Origin of the sequence: Roseateles puraquae (genome assembly GCF_002205845.1) — a bacterium.
GTDB classification, from domain to species: domain Bacteria; phylum Pseudomonadota; class Gammaproteobacteria; order Burkholderiales; family Burkholderiaceae_C; genus Pelomonas; species Pelomonas puraquae.
This window is the reverse complement of sequence record NZ_NISI01000001.1, coordinates 1,095,116-1,115,994: the sequence shown is the minus strand read 5'-3', so window position 1 is coordinate 1,115,994 and position 20,879 is coordinate 1,095,116. Positions and strand designations below refer to the sequence as shown.

Sequence of the window (20,879 nt, the reverse complement as noted above, 5' to 3'; positions counted from 1 at the left end):
TTATTCGGCCACGCAGGCCCGGTTCTTGCCGGTGTGCTTGGCTTCGTACAGCGCGACGTCGGCGCGGTCGAGGGCGGCTTCCAGCGTTTCGCCGGGCCGGTAGAGCGTGACGCCGGCCGAGAAGGTCACGAAGACGTCCTTGCCCTCGTGGTTGAAGAGGGCGGTGGACAGCGAGCGCTGCAGGCGCACCAGCACCTGCTGGGCTTCGTCCAGCGGCGTGTTGGGCAGCATCAGCACGAACTCCTCGCCGCCGTAGCGCGCCACCATGTCGCCGGGGCGCAGCGACGCCTGGGCGCGCTCGGCGAGCGACTTCAGCGCGATGTCGCCCGCATGGTGGCCGAGGCTGTCGTTGAGCTTCTTGAAGTTGTCGATGTCCAGCAGGGCCAGGGCCACGCGAGTCGACTCGCGTTCAGACTTGGCCTGCTCGATGCCGAAGGCCTGGATGAGGCCGCGGCGGTTGGCGACCTGGGTGAGCTGGTCGGTGTGGACCTCGTTGGACAGGCGGCGCAGTTCGGTCTCGAGTTCGTCCACCCGCTGGGTGAGGGCCGCGGCGCGGTCGTGCTCCAGGGTCAGCCGCTGCTGCGTCTGGGCCACGAGGCTCTGCACGCTGCGGCTTTCTTCGACCATCTCGCGCACCGTGCCGGCCAGGCTCTCCAGGGAGTCGGCATGCTCGATGGCTTCGGCGTAGCGGCCCACGCTGCTCTGGAAGCGGTCGGTGTGCTGGCCGAGTTCGCCCAGCTCAGACAGCATGCGCTGGATCAGGCCCTTGAGCGCATCGCGTGCGCGTGAGCGCTCTTCGCGCAGGCTGCGCTGGCGTTCGCGGGTACCCGCCAGCAGCTCCGACACCGTGCGCACACCGCGGCCCGACAGGCCCTGCGCCAGGGTGTTGGTCATGGCCTCCGCCTGGCCGCGGGCCCAGGAGTCGTCCTCGGCCAGGTCCACCAGGCTTTCGCTGAGCTCCCGGCATAGGCCACCCAGCTCGTCGAACAGGTGCCGGCGATGGTCGAGCAGGTGCCGCGCGCGCAGGCACAGGGCCGCCATCTGGGCCGCCCGCTCGGGTGTGGCGCCCTGGCCCTTCAGTTCGGCCTGCGCAGCGTCCAGCTCGCGGATGAGGGCATCGGCCGGTGTGGCCTCGGTGGCCGGCGAGCGCAGTGCATGGCGCACGGTGCCGTTGAGCTCGCCCGACAGGTTCAGCCAGTGCGGCGTGGCGTCAGGCGCTGCGGCAGGGACGGGGTCACGGGTGCCCGTGCGGCTGAGTTCACCGAAGCCGCTGCTGTCGCGAAAGCCCGTGTCGCCAAAGCTGCCGGAGTCCATGAAGCCGCTGTCGGCAAACAGCTGGCTCGGTGTGCCGCCGTCGTCGTCGGTCTCGACGTCGCTGCCTTCGCCATCCTTGTCCCAGCTGGCGATCAGCTGGGTCAGGCGCTTGATGAGCTTGCCGCTGTCGTTGCGGCTCAGTTCCAGCGCGCGGAAGATGCCGTCCTTCTTGCGGGCCACCGTCCAGTGCCGGCCGCCGCGCTCCAGGCCGCGCACCAAGCGCTCGATGGCCTGGGCGAGCGCCTCGGCCTGGGCGCCGGGGCCCGCCACGTCGAGCAGGCGGTCGACCTGGCGCTGGAGCTCGTCCAGGCGCTGCTCGCGCAAGGACGTCTGCAGCTCCTGCCGGGTGCTGCCGCTGGGCAGGGCCAGGCTGATCAGCTTGGACAGCAGCTGCTGCACGCGCTCGGGCACGGCGGTGCTCGCGGCAGCAGGTTCGCCACCGGCCTCGATGGCGTAGGCGCGGGCGTAGTTTTCGGGCGTGGGTTCGAGCCGGGCCTGGGCGAGGCGCTGCAGGGCCGCCTTGGCCAGTTGGGCGGGCGGGAGTTGCGAGCGCATCAGCTTTGTCCGCGGGTGAGCAGGTCGACGCTCGGGTCGGCCTGGGTGATCCAGGGGGCCTTGCGGGGCAGCACGGTCTGGGCGATCCAGCGCTCCAGCTCATCGGCGGGCAGCGGCTTGCTGAACAGGAAGCCCTGCATCAGCGAGCAGCCCAGGCGGTGCAGCACCTCCATCTGGCGCAGGGTCTCCACGCCTTCGGCAATCACGCGCAGGCCCAGGGCGCGGGCCAGGGCGATGATGGCCGTGACGACGGCCGAGCTCTGGGGCGTGATGCCCAGGTCGCGCACGAAGGTGCGGTCGACCTTGACCTCGGAGATGGGCAGCGTGGTGAGGTAGGCGAGGGACGAGTAGCCCGTGCCGAAGTCGTCGATGGAGATCTCCACGCCGACTTCGTTCAGACGATGCAGAGACGGGATGACGTTCTGCAGGTCCTTCATCAGGTTGTTCTCGGTGATCTCGAGCTGGATGGAGCGGTGCGGCACGCCGTAGGCGCTGACGCATTGGTGGATGTGCTCGACGAGATCGGTGCGCTCGAACAGGCGGCTGGGCAGATTGACGGCGATGGAGTCCGAAAAGCCGAACTGCAGCTGCCACAGCTTGGCCTGGCGCGCGGCTTCCTTCAGGGCCCATTCGGACAGCGGCACGATGAGGCCGGTTTCCTCAGCCAGCGGAATGAAATCGGCCGGTGGCACCAGCGTGTTGCCACGCTGCCAACGCATGAGGGCTTCGGCGCCCACCATGCGGGCGGCGCGCACGTCGATCTTGGGCTGGTAGTGCAGCACGATCTCGTTGCGCTCCAGCGCCTTGTGCAGGGCGCTCTCCAGCTCCAGCTTCTGCTTGCCGTGGCCGGCCAGCTGCGGCGAGTACACGGCCGAGGCATTGCGGCCCTGGCTCTTGACGGCGTACATGGCGACGTCGGAGTTGCGCAGGAGGTCGGCCATGGTCTGGCCGTCGCGCGGGTACAGCGCAATGCCCACGCTGGCCGTCACGAAGCATTCCTGGCCGCCCACGAAGATCGGCTCGCGCAGGGCATCCAGCACCCGCTGGGCCACGCGCTCGGCGTCACGTTCGTCGGCCACCTCGGGCAGCAGCGCCACGAACTCGTCGCCGCCCAGGCGGCCTACAGCCTCCAGGCCACGGTGGCTGCGGTTGCCCAGGCCGTCGAGCACGCCTTCCAGGATCTGGTCGGAATGGCGCACACAGCCGCGCAGCCGGCGGCCCACCTCCACCAGCAACTCGTCGCCAGCGGCATGGCCCAGGGTGTCGTTGATGACCTTGAAGCGATCCAGGTCGATCAGCAGCAGGCCCACCTCATGGCCGCCGCGGCGGGCGCTCTCGATGGCGCGCTCCACGCGGTAGATGAGCTGGCGGCGGTTGGGCAGGCCGGTCAGCGCGTCGAAATGCGCGAGCTGGCGGATGCGGTCCTCGGCCTGGCGGCGGTCGGTCACGTCCTGAAGGATGCCGGTGTAGCCGCTGACGCTGCCCTGTTCGTTGAACTCGGGCTCGGCCTCGATGTGCACCACGCGCTGGCGGCCATCGGGCAGGGTCAGCGGCAGATCGGTCACGAGGACCGAGGTATGGGCGATGACGTCGCGCAGCAGGCGCAGGAACACATGCCGGTCATCCGCCGGCACCATGCGCATGACGCCGATGAAGTCGAGTCGGTCTTGCGGCCCGCGGCCGAACACCCGCAGGCCTTCGGCCGAGATGGCGAAGCTGCCCGCATGGGCGCGCCACCACTCGAAGCTGCCCATGCGGGCGAGGTCTTGGGCACGCGCCAGCTTGGCCTTGCTGCGTTCAAGCTCCAGCCGCGTGCGGGAGCTGCGCAGCAGGTAGCGCAGGCGGCCGTCCAGCAGGCTCCATTGAGACGACTTGACGAAGAAATCGGTGGCGCCGGCCTGGTAGGCGCGGTTGATGGAGGCTTCGTCGTCGAGGCCGGTGAGCATCAGCACGGGCAGCGACTCGAAGCCCGGCGTGGCGCGCAGCAGCGAGCAGGTCTCGAAGCCATCCAGCTCGGGCATCAGCGCATCGAGCACGACGACATCCGGCGTGCGGCTGGAGAGCAGGCCGAGCGCCTGGCTGCCGCTGGCGGCTTCGGTGACCTCGAAGCCGCGTTCGCGCAGGGCGGCGGCCGTCAGCAGCAGGTTGACTTCGTCGTCGTCCACCAGCAGCACCCGGGGGCGCGGCGGCAGATCGTCGAGGGCTTGACCGATGGGCACCATGGGACTGGGGGTCACAGCAACGCGGCCAGGGCCGTGCGCACCTGTTGGATGTCTTGCAGCATAGCGTCCAGCTGTTCGGTCAGGCCTTGGGTGTGACCATCCCGGGCCATCGCCTCGATGTCGGCACAGCGGGCCGACAGCGCCAGGGCGCCCAGGCTGGCAGACGAAGACTTGAGTGTGTGGCTGACATGCCGGATGACGGTGAGGTCCAGGGCCTCGCCCGCGCGGGCACGGGCAAGGTCCGGCAGCAAACGCTCCAACGAGTTGGAAAAGGCATGGACCACCCGCTCCAGCAGCTTGTTGCCGCCGCTCGGGTCGAGTTCGCGCAACCGGCGGATCGCCTCGGGGTCGAGCAGGGCAGGGGATGAGGCGGTCATGAAGAGGTCAGCGGGTCTGGAGACTCGGCATTTCGAAATGTATCGCGGGTGGCAGGGGGTGGCGCCGCGAAGGAATGCACAGTTTCGGCCCGACCGGCAGTGGTTATTGACATGAGCCAACACCCGATAGTTTGCAGGGGTGGAGCCTGCGAGGCGCTGCCTACAATGCCGCGCATGAACAGCCTCAGTGAGGACAGCGCGGTCACGTCGCGCCGCCAGGAGCGACGCCTGCCGATGCGGCTGCTGGTGCTGGGTCTGGGCGCCTCGGCGCTGCTGATGCTGGTGCTGGGCGCGCTTGTCGTGCTGGCGCTGATGCGGGTCTGGGGCGGCGAAGTCGGTATCGTGCATGCGGCACTGGTCCTGACGGCTTTCTTCACCGGCGTGATGGTGCTGGTGGCAGCGGCCCTGGGTTGGCATGCCGGCGTGCGTCTGACGCGCCAACGCCTGGCCGAGCCGTTGCGCGAGGCGCGCCAGCAATTGCTGATGCAGGTGCAGCTCCAACCCGACTGGCAGTGGGCGACCGACGCCGAGCACCGGCTGGTGCGTTGGCAGGCGCCCCAGGGTGCACCTTCGTCGAGCTGGGTGGGGGCCAGCCTGTCGACCCAGCAGCTGTGGGATCGATTTGAAGCGGCCGAGCCCGCCGGCCAGTTGCGCGAGCGGCTCGACGCCCACCAGCCCTTTGCCGGCCTGGAGCTGACCGCCGTGGACGGCCAGGCCCGTTGGCGCTTGCGCGGCCTGCCTTGCATCGACGCCCAGGGCCACTTTGCCGGCTACCTCGGTACCGCCGAGCTCGTGAATGACAACGCCGTACCGGTGCCGGTGCCGGTCGTGGCAGCCCAGCCTGACCTGTCGGCCGAGCATGAATCCTTCAGCTACACCGTCTCCCACGACCTGCGCGCGCCCTTGCGCGTCGTGGAGGGGTTCGCACGCATCCTGAAGGAAGACTACGGCGGCCGGCTCGACCGGGTCGGCAATGACCATCTCGACCGGGTCATGAGTGCAGCAGCACGCATGAACTGCATGATCGATTCGCTGCTGTCGCTGAGCCAGCTGACCACGCGGCCACTGTCCAGCCAGCCGGTGAATCTGTCGCAGCAGGCGGGTTTCGTGATGGAGGAGATCCGCCGCACGGCGCCGCAGCGTGAGCTGGTGCTGACGATCGAGCCGGGTCTCGTGGTGCAGGGCGACCCGACGCTGCTGCGCATGGTGCTGGAGAACCTGCTGGGCAATGCCTGGAAGTACAGCGCCAAGGTCGAGCGGGCCGAGATCAGTTTTGGCTGCGTGCAGCAGGGCGGCAAGCGCGTCTTCGTCGTCAGCGACAACGGCGCGGGCTTCGACATGCGATTTGCCGAGCGGCTGTTCGGCGTGTTCCAGCGCCTGCACAGTGCCAGCGATTTCCAGGGTACCGGCGTGGGCCTGGCCCTGGTGCGGCGCATCGTGCGCCGGCATGGCGGCGAGGTCTGGGCCGAGTCGGCGGTGGGTGAGGGCGCGCGTTTTTACTTCACGCTGGCCGGCTGATCAGCCCACCTGCCCCGGGCGGGCCAGCAGTTCCACCGCGTCCACGATGCGCCGCGCCTGTTCTGGCAGGCTGTGGCCGTCCGCCGAGGCCAGGCTCATCAGCCGGCTCAGCGCCTCGTCGCGCGGCAGCGAGTAGCGATGCATCAGGATGCCCACGGCCAGCGCGGTCGCATCCAGCTGGACGGGCAACTCGGACGGCGCCGCGCTGGCGGGTGCCTGCAGTGCCGCGGCCGGCGTGGCGGCGGCGCCGGCTTGCGCGGTCGAGCGGGCGAAGGCGGCCTCCACCGCCGGCACGATCTGTGAGATGTCCAGGGGTTTGACGAGGTAGGCCACGGCGCCCAGCTCCATCACCTTGGCCACCGTCGCTTCATCGGCAAAGGCCGACAGGAACATGAACGGCGTCTGCAGGTACTCCCGCAGGTAGGCCGCCACGTCGAAGCCGGTGAGGCCTTCCATGCGGATGTCCAGCAGGGCCAGCGCCGGCCGGTGCTCGCGGGCCAGCAGGATGGCGTCGTCACCGTTGTCGGCGTCGATGACCTCGAAACCGGCCTGCGTGAGCCCATAGCTCAGCGTTGCCAGCACCAGTCGGTCGTCGTCGACGACCAGGATCTTGCCCTTGCTCACCGCGCCCCTCGTTCAGCCGTTCAGTCCACGTGTTTTGTGCCGGGATTGTGAACCACGCTTGGCGGGATCAATTCCAGACGGCAAATCACGTCCTCGCCCTGCTGTTCCAGGCTGAGGATGGCGCTGCGTCGCGGCAGCAGCGCGCGGACCAGGCCGAGGCCCGACACCCCGCTGCGTACGTTCTGCAGCGCGAAGCCCTCGGGCAGGCGGCCGGCGTTGACGATCTCCACCGTCACGCCGGCCAGGTCGCAGATGAGCTGGCAGCGCACCTGGGTACCCTGGCCATGCCGCAGCGCATTGCCCAGGAGCTCGTTCAGGCTGAGTGCAATCGGGATGGCCTCGGCCTCCGGCAGGCACCAATCGTTCAGCAGCGCGCCGCCTTCGGCCATGGTGGTGATGACGCGCCCCTGCATGCGTTGCACCGAGCCGACGATGGCGTCGAACACCCGCTTGAGCAGCAATGGCCCGGAGGCCCCGACCTGCAGGCCGTAGACCTGCGCGATCGCCTGCACCTGGCCCACGGCGTCCTTCAGGACGGGGGCGACTTCCGGCCGCCGCGCCGCGATCTGCTGCAGCAGGCCGGCGACGCCTTGCAGGTTGTTCTTGATGCGGTGGTGCACCTCGCGCACCAGCAGCTCGCGCTGGGAGATGGCGGCCTGCAGCCGAGCCTGCTCGGCGGCGCGTTGCTCGGTCACGTCGCTGGCCACGAGCAGCAGCAGCTCGGGCGTGTCATCGCCGCCGACGCCGGCCAGGTGCAGCAGCCGGGTGTCCCACAGCCGCGTGGTGCCGCCCGTCTGGATCTGGTACTCCCGCTGCACGGTGCTCCGGGATTCCAGCGCTTCGCGCATGTCGGCGGCCACTTGGGCGCCTGGCTCGGCACCGAAGAGCTGCGCCGGCGTGCCGCCCAGCAAGGCCTGCTCGGGTCGGCCCGCGAGTTGGGCGGCGGCATGGTTGAGCTTGACGATGCGCAGCCCTTGCGCCTCATGCAGCGTGATGGCCATCGGCGCGCCTTCGATGATGCGGGCCAGCGACGCCTGGGCCAGGCGGCTCTGGGCCTCGGCCTGTCGGCGGCGGTCGATGTCCAGCAGCGCGTAGGTCGTCTGGGTGCCTCCATCCTCGCGCTGGGTCTGCACGGCGTTGCCGATGACCCAGAACTCCCGCCCGTCGCGCCCGCGCAGCTTGCACTCGAAGACGTCGGCGCCGGGCTCGGCGTGGAAGGCATGTTCGTCGTCTTCCGGGGCGAGCACGCCCATGGGCTGGCCCTGTACGTCTTCGAGCTCGCAGCCGAACATGCGGCGGGCGGAGCGGTTCATCCACTCGATGCCGCCGGGGCCGACCGTCACGATGCCCACCAGCACCGAGTCCAGCACGGCGCGTTCGCTCTCGGCGCGCAGCAGCAGGGCGTTCTCGGCCTGGGCTTGGGCCGTGACGTCCAGCGTGACGACCGACGTGGAGCGCCGGCCGCCGGCCAGCAGGCCGGGTGCCACACGGGTCAGCAACCAGCGGCGGCCGAGCTCAGGGTGGCGCACCGCATAGCGCACCTCCACCGCATCGCCGCGCTTGAGGGCGCGCTGCAGCCGCTCGAACTCCGGCAGGGACGCCGGCTCGACGATCTCGCGATTGATGCCCTGCAGCGACCCCACGGGTTGCTTGCTGCCAGTCTTGAAGGGCGAGCCCTTGCGGTGGGCCTTGAGCCAGCCGGCCTCGGGCTGGAAGGTGGCCAGGCCCACGGCCGCGGTGTCCATCAGCGCATCCAGCTGTTGGTGGGCGAGGTCGCGCTCATGCAGGGTGCTCTGGTCTTCGAGCACGGCCAGCAGCTGCGCGCCGCCGTCGTGCCGCCACAGCCGCAGGCGTGCCTGCAGCCAGCGTTGGCGGCCCTGGGGGTCGGTGAACTCCGCCTCGGTCAGCAGGGCCGCGTCCTGCGGGCGCTGGGCCGTCAGCGCGGGCAGGGGCGTGCCACGCTGCCAGCCCAGCAGGGCCTGCAGCAGGTCTGGCAGGTCGTTCAGGTGCCGCGGGGCGCTGCTGCACAGCGCGGTGAAGGCGGCGTTGTGACGCAGCACCGTGCCGGTGAGCGCATCGGCCAGCACTGCGGGCAGTGGCTGCAACGCCAGCCATTCGGCCAGTGGCGGCTCGCCGCTGTCATGGGCGCCGCCGCTCAGTCGCGCGTGCAGCAGCCAGTTGGGGCGTTCTCGCAGCAGGTGCAGCGTGGCGCGCTGGCCGTCAGCCAGCTTCAGCGGTGGTGCGGTGGGCGGTGGGCGGCCGGTGTCGATGGCATGGGTGGCATCGCGCAGCCAGGTTTCGAGCCGTATGCCAGCGGCCTGGCGCAGCAGCCGCCAGCCGTCGCCTGCATCGCTGCCCAGCCATTCGCGGGCGGCCGGGTTGGCGCGCAGCACCGAGAGGTCGCCGCGCAGCGTCAGCACCGGGTCGCTGACGAGGTCGATCAGGGCGGCGGAAGGCGGCTGGCCGAACATGGCTCAGCTGTCCGCGGCGCTCATTCGAGCTGGGCGGCCTTGTGCAGCGCCCGCAGCACACAGGCATTGATCTCGCCGGCACCCAGCATCAGGGCTTCGGCGCGCTCGCGGTAGTCGAACACGCTCTCCGACTCGATGGCGCGCACCAGCTCCAGGTAAGGCAGGAAGGGGCCGTCGCCGTCCACCAGCGCCTGGCGCACCCGCTCGGGCACCGGGATACTTTGCAGCAGCTTCTCGAACGGCGACTTGAGCATGTGGTCCAGCAGTGAGAACAACCCGCAGATGAACATCTCGTCGCGTTGCTCGCGGTCTTCCATGCCGGCCGCGAGCTCTTCCATCAGCAAGCCGCGGCGCACCGCACCGAACATGATGGGGCGCATGCTGTGGTCCTTGCTGGCCGTGGTCAGCAGCAGGGCGAGCCAGCGCTTGAGTCGGTTGTAGCCCAGCAGCATGATGGCGTGGCGGAAGCTCGACACCTCGACGGGCAGGCCGAAGGCGGCGGAGTTCATGTAGCGCAGCAGCTTGAAGGCCAGGCTCGGGTCGCGCTTGAGGGTCTGCTCCAGGCGCTCGACGTCTTCGCCCTCGTCCACGCGCGACATCAGTTCGACGATGACCTGCAGGTCGGCCGCCACTTCGGTCTTGGGTGCGCCCGGCGCGGGTTCGAACGTCCCCTCCATCGGCCAGCCGATGACGAACTCGGCCCCGGCGTTGAAGGCGGCGTCCACCGCCTCGGCACCGCGCACGCCGGCATGCACCACGGCGACGCCAGCCGGTGCCGCCTGTCCAGGCTCCAGCACCACCTGCTTGAACAGACCCGCCACCGCGGCCGGCAGCGGCGCGTTGGGCAGCCCCTTGAGCAGGCCGCTGTGGCCGGCGGCCTTCAGCGCACCGATGGCGTCGGCATGGGCGGCGTCCGCCGCGAAGAAGGCCGGAATCTCGATCTGCGTCGGCTGCGCAGGTGGCTGGCCGAGCAGGCCGGTCAGCAGGGCCTCGCCCTGGGCGCTGATCACCTCACCACCCTGGGGCCAGGTGGCGTCCAGCGCCGCGAGTAGCTCCGCGTGATCGGTGCGGGCTTCAGCGCGCAGCGGCACCAGCGTCAGCCGCGTGGCGGCAATGGCGCGCTGGCGGTCGATGACCGGTGCGTAGCCCAGCGCGATGCCAGGCAGGATGGCGTGATCGAGAGCGGCAGGGGTGTTGTCGGACATGGCGCGGCGCGAAGGCGTTGAATGCGGCAGTCTGCCACGGTCGCCTGCCGGTCGTGGCGCCAAAGCGTGACAGCTTCACGCCCGCGGCGGGAAGCCTGCCACCCGCCGGTCGCAATCAGCCCTGGATGTACTGGAACAGCGACATGCGCTGCACCATGGCATAAGTTTTCAGGGCGGTGTCATAACCGGTCTGCTGGTTCTGGAAGTCCGAGATGCCCTGCACCATGTCGATGTCCTCGGCGGCGCTCTTTTCCTGGGTGTTGTATTGCTTGAGGGCGGCCAGGCGGGTTTCGGTGCCGTCCAGGTTGTTCAGACGTTCGCCGGTCTGGCTGCGCACGTTCTGCAGGCCGCCCATGACGGCGTCGAGGTCGCGCAGCCGGCCGGAATTGCTTTGCGCGATCTGCGCGTTGCTGCGCAGCGGGGTCTTGAGCTCGCTGATCGCCCGATCCAGCACGTCGAACACCTTGAGCGTGTTGGTAGCCGGTGCGATGGTGAAGGCATCGCCATCGGCGGGCGTGCCAGTCACGGCGACGCTGATGCCGTCGAACTTGATCGCCTGACCCGAGGTGTAGCTGCCGGTGCTCACGCCCGCGCCGGTGTCGGTGTTGGTCACCGCGTAGGTCTGGGTCGGGGCGGTGCCCGTGATGTCGATGCGGTAGTTCTGGCCGGTGACCAGGGTCGGGTCGATGACGCGGCCGGAGTCCACCCAGGCCTGCGGCGGGTTGCCGGTGACGCTGTTGGCCGCAGGTTCGGTCACGAAGGTGCCGTTGCCGCTGCGCGCCTGCTCCCAGGTGGCACGGCCGTCGATGCTGAGCTGGAAGTTGTCCAGGTTGCCCGTCTGGATGGTGCCGGCGACGCCGACGTAGGTCACGCCGCCGGCCTGGTCCAGGAAGGGCGGGCTGGACGAGCCCTGGCCGGAGAACAGGTAGCCGCCCGAGCCGTCGGGCCGGTTGGCGATGGACAGCAGTTGGTCGCGGATGCCTTGGAGCTTGTTCGCCTGGCTCATGCGCTCGGCGTCGGAGTAGCTGGCGTTGCCGGCCGCCACCATCGCCTCGCGGGCCTGCTGCAACAGCTCGTTCGCGTCGCCCAGGGCCGATTCGGCCAGCGTCATGCTGTTGCGGCTGGCTTCCAACGCGCGCTGGTTGGCGTCCACCCGGCCGATGGCGGCCAGGGCGCGCTCGGCACGGGCCGCGCCGGTCGGGTCGTCGCTGGCGGTGGCGATGCGCTTGCCCGAGGTCAGCTGCTGCTGCTGCTCCTGCAGGGCCTGCTGGCGGCGCTGCAGGTTGGCGATGGAGGCGTCGTAGAGGTTGGCGGTGGACAGTCTCATGGCTTAGATCTCGCGGGCCTAGCGTGAGGCGATGCGCATCAGCTCGTCGAAGAGCGACTGCGCCGTCTGCAGCACCTTGGCGGCGGCCTGGTAGCCCTGCTGGTACTGCATCAGCCGGGAGGCTTCCTCGTCGAGGTTGACGCCGGCCTGGCCCGAACGGGCGGTCTCGGCGTCGCTGGCGACGCTGGTGGACACGCTGGACAGGTAGTTGGCGCTCTGCACCCGGGCGCCGATCTCGCTCATCGCGGCGGCATAGGCGTCGTTGATGGTGGAGCCCGGCGTGATGGCGCCACTGGTGAGCAGCTGGCGGCCCACGAAGCCTTCCGACTGGATGTTCAGGAAGGCCTTGGCATTGCCGTTGTTGGTGCTGGTGTAGACGGTCGGGTCCAGCGTGATCTTGTCACCCGCGCGCGGCACGCCGTTGGTGCGCAGCTCAAAGCCCAGGTCGATGCCCGACGCCGGCTGGTTGCCGATCGGCTGGCCCGGCGCCCAACTGCCGTTGAGCACGGTGCCGTTGGCCAGGGTCAGCGTGTAGAGCACGTTCCCGGCGTTGGCCGGATCGGGCCCGGTGAAGTCCACGGTCATCGGCGCGTTGGCCGAGCTGAAGTTGGTGTTGACGGCGTAGATGCTGTCGATGGTCAGCGTGCCGGTGTTGTTGACTGAGGCCGAGGCCGTCAACGGCGACGCGGCGGCGATGCCGGCCGGGTCGTCCAGCGTGCGGCGCATCTCGACGGCCGCGGCGCCGACCGGCTCGATCAGGTAGCTCTCACCCGCCGCGGGAGCTGCTGGCGTGAAGCTGATCTTGAAGCCGTCGATGGTGTCCCCGTCTGCCACGGTGCGCACCAGGCCGTCGGACAGCCGCGTGAGCTCGTAGGTGCCCGACACGCTGGAGGTGAGCTTGTAGCTGCTGGCCTGCAGCTGCGTCGCGTCGACGATGCTGGCCGACACGCCGTTGACGTAGCCGCCGGAAGGGGTGCGCTGGTTCGTCGCCGCCGGCAGCACGCGTGGCGTGGCGACGTTGAAGATGTTGCCGCCCGCGCCCGGCGGGTTCGCGAGGTTCAGGCCCAGGGCGTTCTGGTTGTTGACCCGCGTGCCGAGCGACGCGGCGAGCTGGCCCAGCAGGTTCTTGGCATCCTGCAGGTCCTTGTTCTGGAAGGTCAGCAGGGCGGTCATCGAGCCGCCCGTCAGCACGCTTTCGTCCAGCTGCCGGGTGATGCTGCCTTCGGTCAGCGAGACGATGGCGCGCTGCGGGTCGTAGGGGTCGTTGCCGACCTGAAGCTTGGAGGCCTGGCCGCCCAGCACCAGTCGCTGGCCGCCGCCGATGAAGACGCCCACGGTGTCGTCGTCCGCCGGCAGCGTCGTCACGGCCACATACTCGCCCAGCTGCGAAATCATCTGCTCGCGCTTGTCCAGCAGGTCGTTCGGCGTGTGGCCCGTGCCTTTGGTCTTGGCGATCTGCTCATTGATGCTGGCGATCTGCTCTGCCAACTGGTTGACGACGGTGACGTTGGCCTTCAGGTCGCTCACCACGCCGGCCTGCAGGTCGGTGATCTGCTGGCCGGCATTGGAGAAGCGCACGGCCAGCTCGTTCGCACGGCCGAGCGCGACCTGGCGTGCCGAAGGGTCGTTGGGCCGGCTGGTCACGTCGACCATCGAATTCAGGAACTGGCTGGCGGCATAGCCCAGGCCGTCGTTGCCGGGCGGGAAGAGCTTCTCCAGCCGTGTCATCTGCTCGGCCCGGGTGGAGTCGGCCATGGCCGTGCTCTTGGTGCTGGCGGCTTCGGTGGTCAGAAAGTCGTTGTGGGCGCGCACGACGGTCTGCACGTCCACGCCCTTGCCGAAGAAGCCAGCGCCGGTGAACTGCCCGGCCGAGGTCGTCAGCACGACCGACTGGCGCGAGTAGCCCGGTGTATTGGCGTTGGCGATGTTCTGCCCGATGGTCTGCAATGCCGCCTGGTTGGCGAACATCGCGCGGGCGCCGAGGGTGAGCAAGCCGGCCATGGGTCAGGTCCTTCCTCGGTTCAGGCGAGCGTGCTTTGCACGCGTTGGGTGGTCTGGATGGTCTTCGCCAGCTTTTCGGCGTAGGCCGGATCGGTGGCGTAGCCGGCCTGCTGCAGGCCGCGTGCAAAACCTGTGGCGCTGCCGCTCTGAGCCTGGGCCACGACCTTGGCATAGCGCTCGTTGCTGGTGATCAGCCGTGCGTAGTCCTTGAAGGCTTCGTCATAGCTGCCATAGGCGCGGAACTTGGCCGTCACCTTGTGGGCCTGGCCGTTGATGACCTCGGTGGTCACCACGTCGACTGTCTTGCCCGTCCAGCCCGGTGTGGCCTTGATGCCGAAGACGTTGTAGCTCTTGCTGCCGTCGGCCGCGGTGATCTCGCGCTTGCCCCAGCCGCTTTCGTGGGCCGCCTGGGCCACCATGAAGCTGGCGGGGATGCCGGTGGCCGCCGAGGCGGAGCGGGCTGCGGCGTCGTGCTGCTGGATGAAGCTCTGCACGTGGTTGGGGATGCCCTTGGTGGCGAGCGCCGGCAGCGCCTGGGCGAGCGTGGTCTGGCTGGCCTTCTGGACTTTCTCCGGCGTCAGGTCCTGGATGCCCATCTGGCGCTGGAGTTGGCGCTGGATGGCGTCGGACAGGCCGCCCGGCAGGCCGCTCATCTTGCCGGCGAACTGGGTGTCGAGCATCTCGGTGCCGAGCTGGGTGGCGTTGTTTTCCAGCATGCCGCTGGACAGGGTGGAAGCGCGCATGCTCTTCATGACTTCCTGCATGAAGAGCGATTCGAACTGGCGCGCAGTCTCGCGGATGCTGGCCTTGGGGTCGCGCGAGGCCTGCGCCTTCAGGTTGTTGAGGCTGTCGACACTGCCCAGGCTCTGCCCGGAAATGGATTGAAAGCTGTTGCTCATGGCCGTGTCCTCTTAGCCGAGGTGGGGCCGAGCGCCGGGCCGCTCCCAAGCCGGCCCGTCAGGCGATGTGCTTGCCGTTCGAGCCGGCAAGCATCGTCGTCCCCGCGGGGGGCCGACTGGGCTTGCCCGCGTTCAGCGGGAGCAAGACCGGGCGAGGGGCTCACGTTCCTCATCAGATCACCTCGATCTCGGCGTTGAGGGCGCCCGCACTCTTCATGGCCTGCAGGATGGCGAGCAAGTCCTGGGGCGTGGCGCCGAGCGAGTTCAGCGCCTTGACGACGTCCGACAGCCGCGCACCGGCCGGCAACTGGATCAGGCTGCCCGGCTCCTGGCGGATGGCGATGTCGGCCTTCTCGGCCACCGTCGTCTGTCCGCCCGACAGGGCATTGGGCTGGCTGATGATGGGCGTGGAGCTGATCGTCACCGACAGGCTGCCGTGGGCCACCGCGCAGGAGGACAGCGTGACGGCCTGGTTCATGACGACCGAGCCCGTGCGTGCATTGATGACCACGCGAGCCGCCGGCGCGGCCAGGTCGACGGCGAGGTTCTCGACGTCCGCCAGGAAGGCGACGCGCTCGTCCGGCGAGGCGGGCGCACGCACGCGCACGACGCGGCCATCCAGCGCCTGGGCCACGCCGTTGCCCTTGGCCTTGTTGATGGCCTGGGCCACGGCGCGTGCGGTGGCGAAGTCGCTGCTGTTGAGGTCGAGCTGGATGCTGTCGCCCTGGGCCAGCGGCGTGGGCACGGCGCGCTCGACCAGCGCGCCCGCCGGAATCCGGCCGGCGCTCAGGTGATTGATCTGGACCTTGGAGCCGCCGGCCGACGCGCCCGCGCCGCCGACGATCAAGTTGCCTTGCGCGATCGCGTAGACCTGGCCGTCGGCACCGCGCAGCGGGGTGGCGATCAGCGTGCCCCCGCGCAGGCTCTTGGCATTGCCGATGGACGACACATTGATGTCGAGCTGCTGGCCGGGCTGTGCGAAGGGCGGCAGGGTGGCCGTCACCATCACCGCGGCCACATTGCGGGGCTGCATGGTCACGCCCTGGGGCAGCAACACGCCAAACTGCTGCAGCATGGCGGTGAGGCTCTGGCCGGTGAAGGGAGCCTGTGTGGTCTGGTCGCCCGTGCCGTCCAGGCCGACGATCAGGCCGTAGCCTGTCAGCGGGTTGGAGCGCACACCGGCAATCGTGGCGACTTCCTTGATGCGCGCAGCCTTGGCCGGTGCCATGGGCGCCAGCACGACGGCCAGGCTGAGGAGGAGGGCTTGCAGGATCTTCACTCGGCAGATTCTGCGGAGGCTTGAGCCCGCCGAGCCACAGAAAAAGGCGGTGACTGCCGCCCATTTCGGCGCTGCCTGCCGGCAAACCCGGTCATCGGGCAGCTGCCCATGCAAGCTTGTACTCAGCTTTGTGGCGGGGTCGCATGCCATCCTGTCAATCCCGTTGACGGGACGCCCTGGAGGCCCTTCACGCGGCGGGCGAAGCACGCAGAGCGTGGCACATGGTGAGCGCATCGGCGCCGATCCCCGGGTGAACCCCGACGATCCGCGGGAAATCACCGATCTTGACCACCTGCCCGCGGGGGATGAGGGACAGGTTTCTGAATGTGTCGGTCAGTAAAGTTTTGCGTATCGACCGCGCTGAACCTGATCTGCCATGCCTCCGCCCTTCGAACCGCTGACCCTGGTTCACGTCGTCTTCTCCTCCCGCATCGCCGGCGGTGAACGTCACTGCATCGACCTCGCCAATGCCCAGGCCGCACTCGGCCACCGGGTGCACGTCATTGGCTCTGCCGGCTCGGCGGTCGAGGCTGCCCTGTCGCCTGCGGTGCGCTTCCATGGCCTGGCGCTGCCGCTGATGCGGGGCTGGCGGGTGGCCGCGCTGGTGCGCCGGCTGCGCGCGGATGTCTGCCATGGCCATCTCGGCCCGGCGTGCAAGGCGGTTGCCCATGCCCGCAGTGCGGCCCGCGTGGGCACGCTGCATGTGGGCTACAAAGCCCACCATCACGCCAGCCTGGACGGCCTGGTGTGCGTGAACCGGGCGCAGCACGACAACCTGCCGGCCAGTGACGCGCTGGCCAGCGTCATCTACAACTGGGCTCCCGAGCGGGAGCCCGCGGCGGCCGCGCGGCGCACCGACCTGCGGGCGGAACTGGGCCTGGCCCCCCACCAGATGCTCGTCGGCAGCGTCGGCCGGTTGCACCCCAGCAAGGGCATGGACTTGCTGATCAATGCTTTCAAGTCGCACGCGCCGGCTGACGCGGTGCTCGTCATCCTGGGCGAAGGGCCGGACGAGGCCCGGCTTCGCGAGTTGGCTGCCGGCGATGGCCGCATCCGTCTGCTGGGCTACCGCAGCGACGTCGACCAGGCGTTGAAAGCCTTCGACCTGTTTGTATCGCCCTCGCGCGAGGAAGCCTTCCCGCTGGCCATCCTGGAAGCCATGCGCGCCGGCCGGCCGGTGCTGTCCACCGCCACGCAGGGGCCCTGCGAGATGCTCGCCGGCCAGCCCGCGCGGCTGACGCCGGTGGGCGACATTGCCGCACTGGGTGCCGCACTGGCCGAGGAAGTGGCCCGGCTGCGCCAACTGTCGCCAGCCGAGCGCCAGGTGAGCTACGCCACCGCCGCCTACGACCGTGGTCATGCCGTGGCGCGCACGCTGAGCTTCTACCGCGACGTGATGCTGCACCGGGCCGAGCGCGCCCAGGCCTTCGAGGAGCAGGACGAGGTCTACGCCGGCTGGCGCGCCTGATGCTGCGGCCCCCGCGCACCGACTTCTGGCAGGTCGGCATTGTCCCTTTGGCGCTGGCCGACGTCACCCCCGACACCCTGGCCGCGGCCCGCGACCGCATCACCTGGCTGCCCGACGCCGGCCGCTGGCGCTACCTGGCTGACCCCTTCGGCCTGGTGCGGGGCGAGACCCTGCATGTGTTCGTCGAGGCCTACGACTACCGCGTGAAGCGCGCCACGCTGGAGCGCCATGCCCTGCGCCTGGCCGACCTGCAGTGGCAGGGATGCACCACGGTGATGCGCCAGCCCTTTCACCTGTCCTACCCGCAGGTGTTCGAGTACGGGGGCCAGACCTGGATGGTGCCCGAGACCTACCAGGCCGGCGAGATCGCGCTCTACCGTGCGACGGACGACTCGCTGGACCACTGGCGGCGTGAAGGCGCGCTGATCGGCGGCGTGCCCGGCGCGGATGCGTCGCTGATCGAGCATCAGGGGCGTTGGTGGATGTTCTACACGCTGGTCGGCCCCGGCGCCCGTGACCAGCGTGAACTCCACATGGCCCACGCGCCCGCACTGACCGGCCCCTGGACGCCGCTGCCCAGCAACCCGGTGCGCGTCAACCGCAACGGTGCCCGGCCGGCGGGGCGCCCCTTCATCGGCCACGATGGCGTGCTGACCCTGCCGGTGCAGGACAGCGCCACCGGCTACGGCGGCGCCACGCGGCTGCTGCGCTTTCCGGTGCTGAGCCCGGCGCAGGTGTCCATCGAGGCCGGCACGGAGCGGCTGACGGGCGACCTCGTCAGCAGCACGCATACCGCTGGTCTGCACACACTCTCCGGCTGCGGGCCGTTCACGCTGATCGACGTCAAGCGCATCGACCGCTCGCGAGGGCGGCAGTGGCTGGATTTGAAGCGGCGCCTGAGGCGGTTGGTGGGTATCTGAACTAGGGAGGGGTGGCTCGGTGTATTGCAGTGGCAATACGCTGATACACATGCCGCCCTCGGACCCGACCGTCGCCTTCGACATTCAGCCGCACCAGGCGACCCCCATCTACCGCCAATTGGTGGAGCAGGTTCAGCGCCTCGTCGCCAGCGGGCGGTTGGCACCGGGAGCAGAACTTCCGAGCGTGCGCGCCGTGGCAGAGGCGCACGCCATCAACCCCATGACCGTGAGCAAGGCCTACAGCCTGCTCGAAGCGCAAGGACTGCTCGCGTGTCGCCGGGGTGTCGGCATGGTGGTGGCCGAGAGCGTGACGCCCACGTCGCGGGCCACCGAACGCCTGGCGTTGCTTCAGCCTGCGTTGGAGGCAGTGGCTCGCCAGGCGGTTCAACTGGGCATCCGACCCGCGCGCGCCCTCGCTGCTTTCGAGCAGGCCCTGGCATCCCTCGACCCCGACAAGGAGAACGCATGAGCGACGCTATCCAGGCACGCCAACTCACCGTCGAGCGCTCGGGTGGTGCCAGCCCGTCTGGCCGCCCCCGGGCGCTCGATCGCATCGATCTGGACGTGCCGCAGGGGGCCGTGGTCGGTCTGGTGGGGCGCAACGGCGCTGGCAAGACCACCTTGATCCGCGCCTTGCTCGGCCTCGTCACACCCGCGGGTGGCCACAGCATGCTGCTGGGTGCGCCCAGCCTGGACCTCCCCGATGCCGTGAAGGATCGCCTGGGCTACATGGCACAGACGCCGGACCTCTTCCGTGGCCTGACAGGACTGGCGCATCTGGAGCAGATGGCTGCGGTCTACCGGGGTGTGGATCTGCGCGTCGCCGGTTCGCTGGCGGAACGGCTTGACCTGAGCCTGGGCAAGCGCGCGGATTCGCTCTCCCTGGGTGATCAGCAAAAGCTCGCTTTGGTGTTGGCGTTGTGCCATGACCCTGATCTGCTCTTGCTGGACGAGCCCATGGCCAGCCTGGACCCCATCTCACGGCGTGACGTCTTGCGCGCGCTGTTCGCCTTGCGGCAGCGAGAGGTGCCGCGCACCGTCCTCATTTCCAGTCACCTGCTGAGCGACCTGGAGCGAATCGTCAGCCATGTGCTGTTCATGAGGGAAGGCCGGCGGCAGCTCTTCATGCGCTGGGACGATCTGCTGGAGCACGTGCGGCGTCTGCCCTGCGCCCACGCGCCGGTTGTCTGGGCGCCGGGCGAACTGCACTGGTCAGCGCGGGAGGGCGGGCAGTTGCTGGTGGACACCCGTCACCGAGCGGCGCCCCACGGGCTACCCGTGGACATGACCGACGTGATGGAGCTGCTCAATACATGAACACGACGTTCCTTGCTGACCCTCGGGTGGGGCTGGAAGACGGGTTGACCGATGTCGGCTTGTTGGGGCCGGGGCTGGTGAGTCTGCTCGCGCTGGTGATGGCCGTTGGCGCTTCAACCGTGCCGATGCCACTGCTGCACGGCCTGCTGGGCCTGCAGGCCGTGCTGCTGGCGTTGTCCGCCGCCATGACCACGTCCTCTGCCGCCGTCTGGACAGCGCGGTGGCGGTCCAGGGTCGCACCTTCCCGTGGCCAGGCGCTGGCGCGTCGGCGGATGCGACTGCAGTTGTGGGTGACGGGGGCGGTCGGCATATTGGGGCTGCTGGCCTTGGCCGTGCGCGCGGAGGTGGGCCTGTCCCTGTCGTTGGCCCGGGTGCCGCAAGCGGTACTGGCTGTGCTGGCCTTGTTGCTGGCGGCGCAGGCGCTGGGCGCGTGGTGCGGGCTGGCGTGGCGTGGCCTGGCGGACCGCTGGGTGCTGTGGGGCTGGTGCGTGCTGGGGTTGGCTTTGGCAGACCTGGGCTCGCTTCGGTTGGTGCTGGCGCAGTCACCGTGGCTTGCGGCGATGGCTCTGCTGGCTTTGGGCATGGTCTGGTGGGCGCTCCCGAGGCAGCTGGGCAGAGGCCGGCCGCAGTGGGTGGGCATCCCCGTCGCCTCGCTGCGACCCCCCGTGCGCACCGCATTGCGAGGTGGGACACTGCTGCCCTTCACGGATGGCACAGCGCCAGATGGCGGCCTCGGCGGGCCGGCGACAGGCGCTTTCTGGCAATGGCGTTCGGCTGCGTTGTACTTCCCATCCTTGGTATTGGTCCAGGCCGTGGTGAACCCCCACGCCTGGGCGGCACAGGCTTGGGGCCGGCCCATCCACGGACTGGGCGTGCTTGCTTATCCCGCCTGGATCGCCCTGTTGATCGTGTTGGCCGGGGGCCATCTGTGGCATCCCGGCCTGCACTGGCGGCAGCGTCTGGCGCCGGGCTCCTGGTCACTCCGGCGTTGGGCAGTGCGACTGGTGCTGTCCAACCTGGTGTTCGGTCTGCTCTGGTTGACGGCCGTGGTGGTGACGGCCGCTTTGGTTGCGGCGCCCAACGAACGGGCGCTCATGGAGGGAACTTGGCTGACGGTGCTGGGCGATGTGACGCTGGCCAGCACGACCGCTGCGCTGCTGCGCGCCTGGCGCAACCATCCGCGCGGGCTCTTGATCGGCTCCCTCGGCGTGGGATGCGGGTTGTTGGCGATGGTCTTGCTGGCGGCGTTGGAAGGTCACCCGCTGGTGCGCGGCCCAGCGTGGCTGGCGGTGCAGTTGTTGCTGTCCGTTGCGTTCGGCATCGCGGCCGTGCAACGTTGGTCGCGGCGTGATCTGAATCCACTGGCCGAACACGGATGAGCC

The 20,879-nt window shown here is 69.4% G+C and carries 16 protein-coding genes; 6 read left to right on the top strand and 10 right to left on the bottom strand.

Annotated features, from left to right (window positions below):
- The 3 genes from CDO81_RS05105 to CDO81_RS05095 are packed head-to-tail and all read right to left on the bottom strand — an operon-like array spanning nt 1 to nt 4,468.
- On the bottom strand, nt 1-1,869 hold the full coding sequence (locus CDO81_RS05105; RefSeq protein ID WP_088482028.1) for a GGDEF domain-containing protein: 1,869 nt from the start codon (nt 1,867-1,869) through the stop codon (nt 1-3).
- Nucleotides 1,869-4,091: a putative bifunctional diguanylate cyclase/phosphodiesterase gene (locus CDO81_RS05100; RefSeq protein ID WP_088482027.1), complete on the bottom strand. Its 2,223-nt coding sequence runs from the start codon at nt 4,089-4,091 to the stop codon at nt 1,869-1,871. The genes CDO81_RS05105 and CDO81_RS05100 overlap by 1 nt, the downstream gene beginning before the upstream one ends.
- Before the next feature lie 11 nt (nt 4,092-4,102).
- Nucleotides 4,103-4,468 (bottom strand): Hpt domain-containing protein, encoded by a 366-nt coding sequence (locus CDO81_RS05095; protein ID WP_088482026.1) that lies wholly within the window; start codon nt 4,466-4,468, stop codon nt 4,103-4,105.
- 174 nt (nt 4,469-4,642) lie between these two features.
- Between CDO81_RS05095 and CDO81_RS05090 the strand changes: the two genes are divergently transcribed.
- The gene (locus CDO81_RS05090; protein WP_088482025.1) at nt 4,643-5,986 is read left to right on the top strand and encodes a sensor histidine kinase; all 1,344 of its coding nucleotides are present in this window, start codon (nt 4,643-4,645) and stop codon (nt 5,984-5,986) included.
- Here the strand turns inward: CDO81_RS05090 and CDO81_RS05085 are convergent, their stop codons facing one another.
- The 7 genes from CDO81_RS05085 to CDO81_RS05055 all read right to left on the bottom strand — a co-directional run bounded on the left by CDO81_RS05085 (nt 5,987) and on the right by CDO81_RS05055 (nt 15,741).
- Complete coding sequence (locus tag CDO81_RS05085; RefSeq protein WP_088482024.1) at nt 5,987-6,610, bottom strand: response regulator; 624 nt, start codon at nt 6,608-6,610, stop codon at nt 5,987-5,989.
- Nucleotides 6,611-6,630: 20 nt separating this feature from the next.
- Entirely contained in the window at nt 6,631-9,081 is a 2,451-nt protein-coding gene (locus CDO81_RS05080; RefSeq protein WP_088482023.1) for a PAS domain-containing sensor histidine kinase, read from the bottom strand.
- Nucleotides 9,082-9,101: 20 nt separating this feature from the next.
- A complete protein-coding gene (locus CDO81_RS05075; protein WP_088482022.1) occupies nt 9,102-10,286 on the bottom strand; it encodes an EAL and HDOD domain-containing protein in 1,185 nt (394 codons plus the stop codon).
- Between the two features lie 115 nt (nt 10,287-10,401).
- Complete coding sequence (gene flgL / locus CDO81_RS05070) at nt 10,402-11,613, bottom strand: flagellar hook-associated protein FlgL (protein WP_088482021.1); 1,212 nt, start codon at nt 11,611-11,613, stop codon at nt 10,402-10,404.
- Nucleotides 11,614-11,631: 18 nt separating this feature from the next.
- A complete protein-coding gene (gene flgK, locus CDO81_RS05065; RefSeq protein WP_088482020.1) occupies nt 11,632-13,614 on the bottom strand; it encodes a flagellar hook-associated protein FlgK in 1,983 nt (660 codons plus the stop codon).
- A 20-nt stretch (nt 13,615-13,634) separates the two neighbouring features.
- Entirely contained in the window at nt 13,635-14,513 is an 879-nt protein-coding gene (flgJ, locus tag CDO81_RS05060) for a flagellar assembly peptidoglycan hydrolase FlgJ (RefSeq protein ID WP_088482019.1), read from the bottom strand.
- 172 nt (nt 14,514-14,685) lie between these two features.
- Nucleotides 14,686-15,741 carry a flagellar basal body P-ring protein FlgI gene (locus CDO81_RS05055; RefSeq protein ID WP_241516893.1) on the bottom strand — a complete coding sequence of 352 codons (1,056 nt, stop codon included), beginning with the start codon at nt 15,739-15,741 and terminating at the stop codon, nt 14,686-14,688.
- A gap of 427 nt (nt 15,742-16,168) precedes the next feature.
- Here CDO81_RS05055 and CDO81_RS05050 point away from each other — a divergent pair, with 427 nt between their 5' ends.
- From CDO81_RS05050 to CDO81_RS05030, 5 genes are read left to right on the top strand one after another with little or no spacing between them, the layout of a single operon-like run.
- Nucleotides 16,169-17,260, top strand: coding sequence for a glycosyltransferase (locus tag CDO81_RS05050; RefSeq protein WP_088482017.1), 1,092 nt, complete (start codon nt 16,169-16,171; stop codon nt 17,258-17,260).
- Nucleotides 17,260-18,180: a glucosamine inositolphosphorylceramide transferase family protein gene (locus tag CDO81_RS05045; RefSeq protein WP_088482016.1), complete on the top strand. Its 921-nt coding sequence runs from the start codon at nt 17,260-17,262 to the stop codon at nt 18,178-18,180. The genes CDO81_RS05050 and CDO81_RS05045 overlap by 1 nt, the downstream gene beginning before the upstream one ends.
- Nucleotides 18,181-18,229: 49 nt before the next feature.
- Entirely contained in the window at nt 18,230-18,649 is a 420-nt protein-coding gene (locus tag CDO81_RS05040) for a GntR family transcriptional regulator (protein WP_088482015.1), read from the top strand.
- Nucleotides 18,646-19,497, top strand: a complete 852-nt coding sequence (locus CDO81_RS05035; RefSeq protein ID WP_088482014.1) for an ABC transporter ATP-binding protein — start codon at nt 18,646-18,648, stop codon at nt 19,495-19,497. The genes CDO81_RS05040 and CDO81_RS05035 overlap by 4 nt, the downstream gene beginning before the upstream one ends.
- Nucleotides 19,498-19,523: 26 nt before the next feature.
- Nucleotides 19,524-20,876 (top strand): hypothetical protein, encoded by a 1,353-nt coding sequence (locus CDO81_RS05030; protein WP_144397137.1) that lies wholly within the window; start codon nt 19,524-19,526, stop codon nt 20,874-20,876.
- Nucleotides 20,877-20,879: the final 3 nt, after the last annotated feature.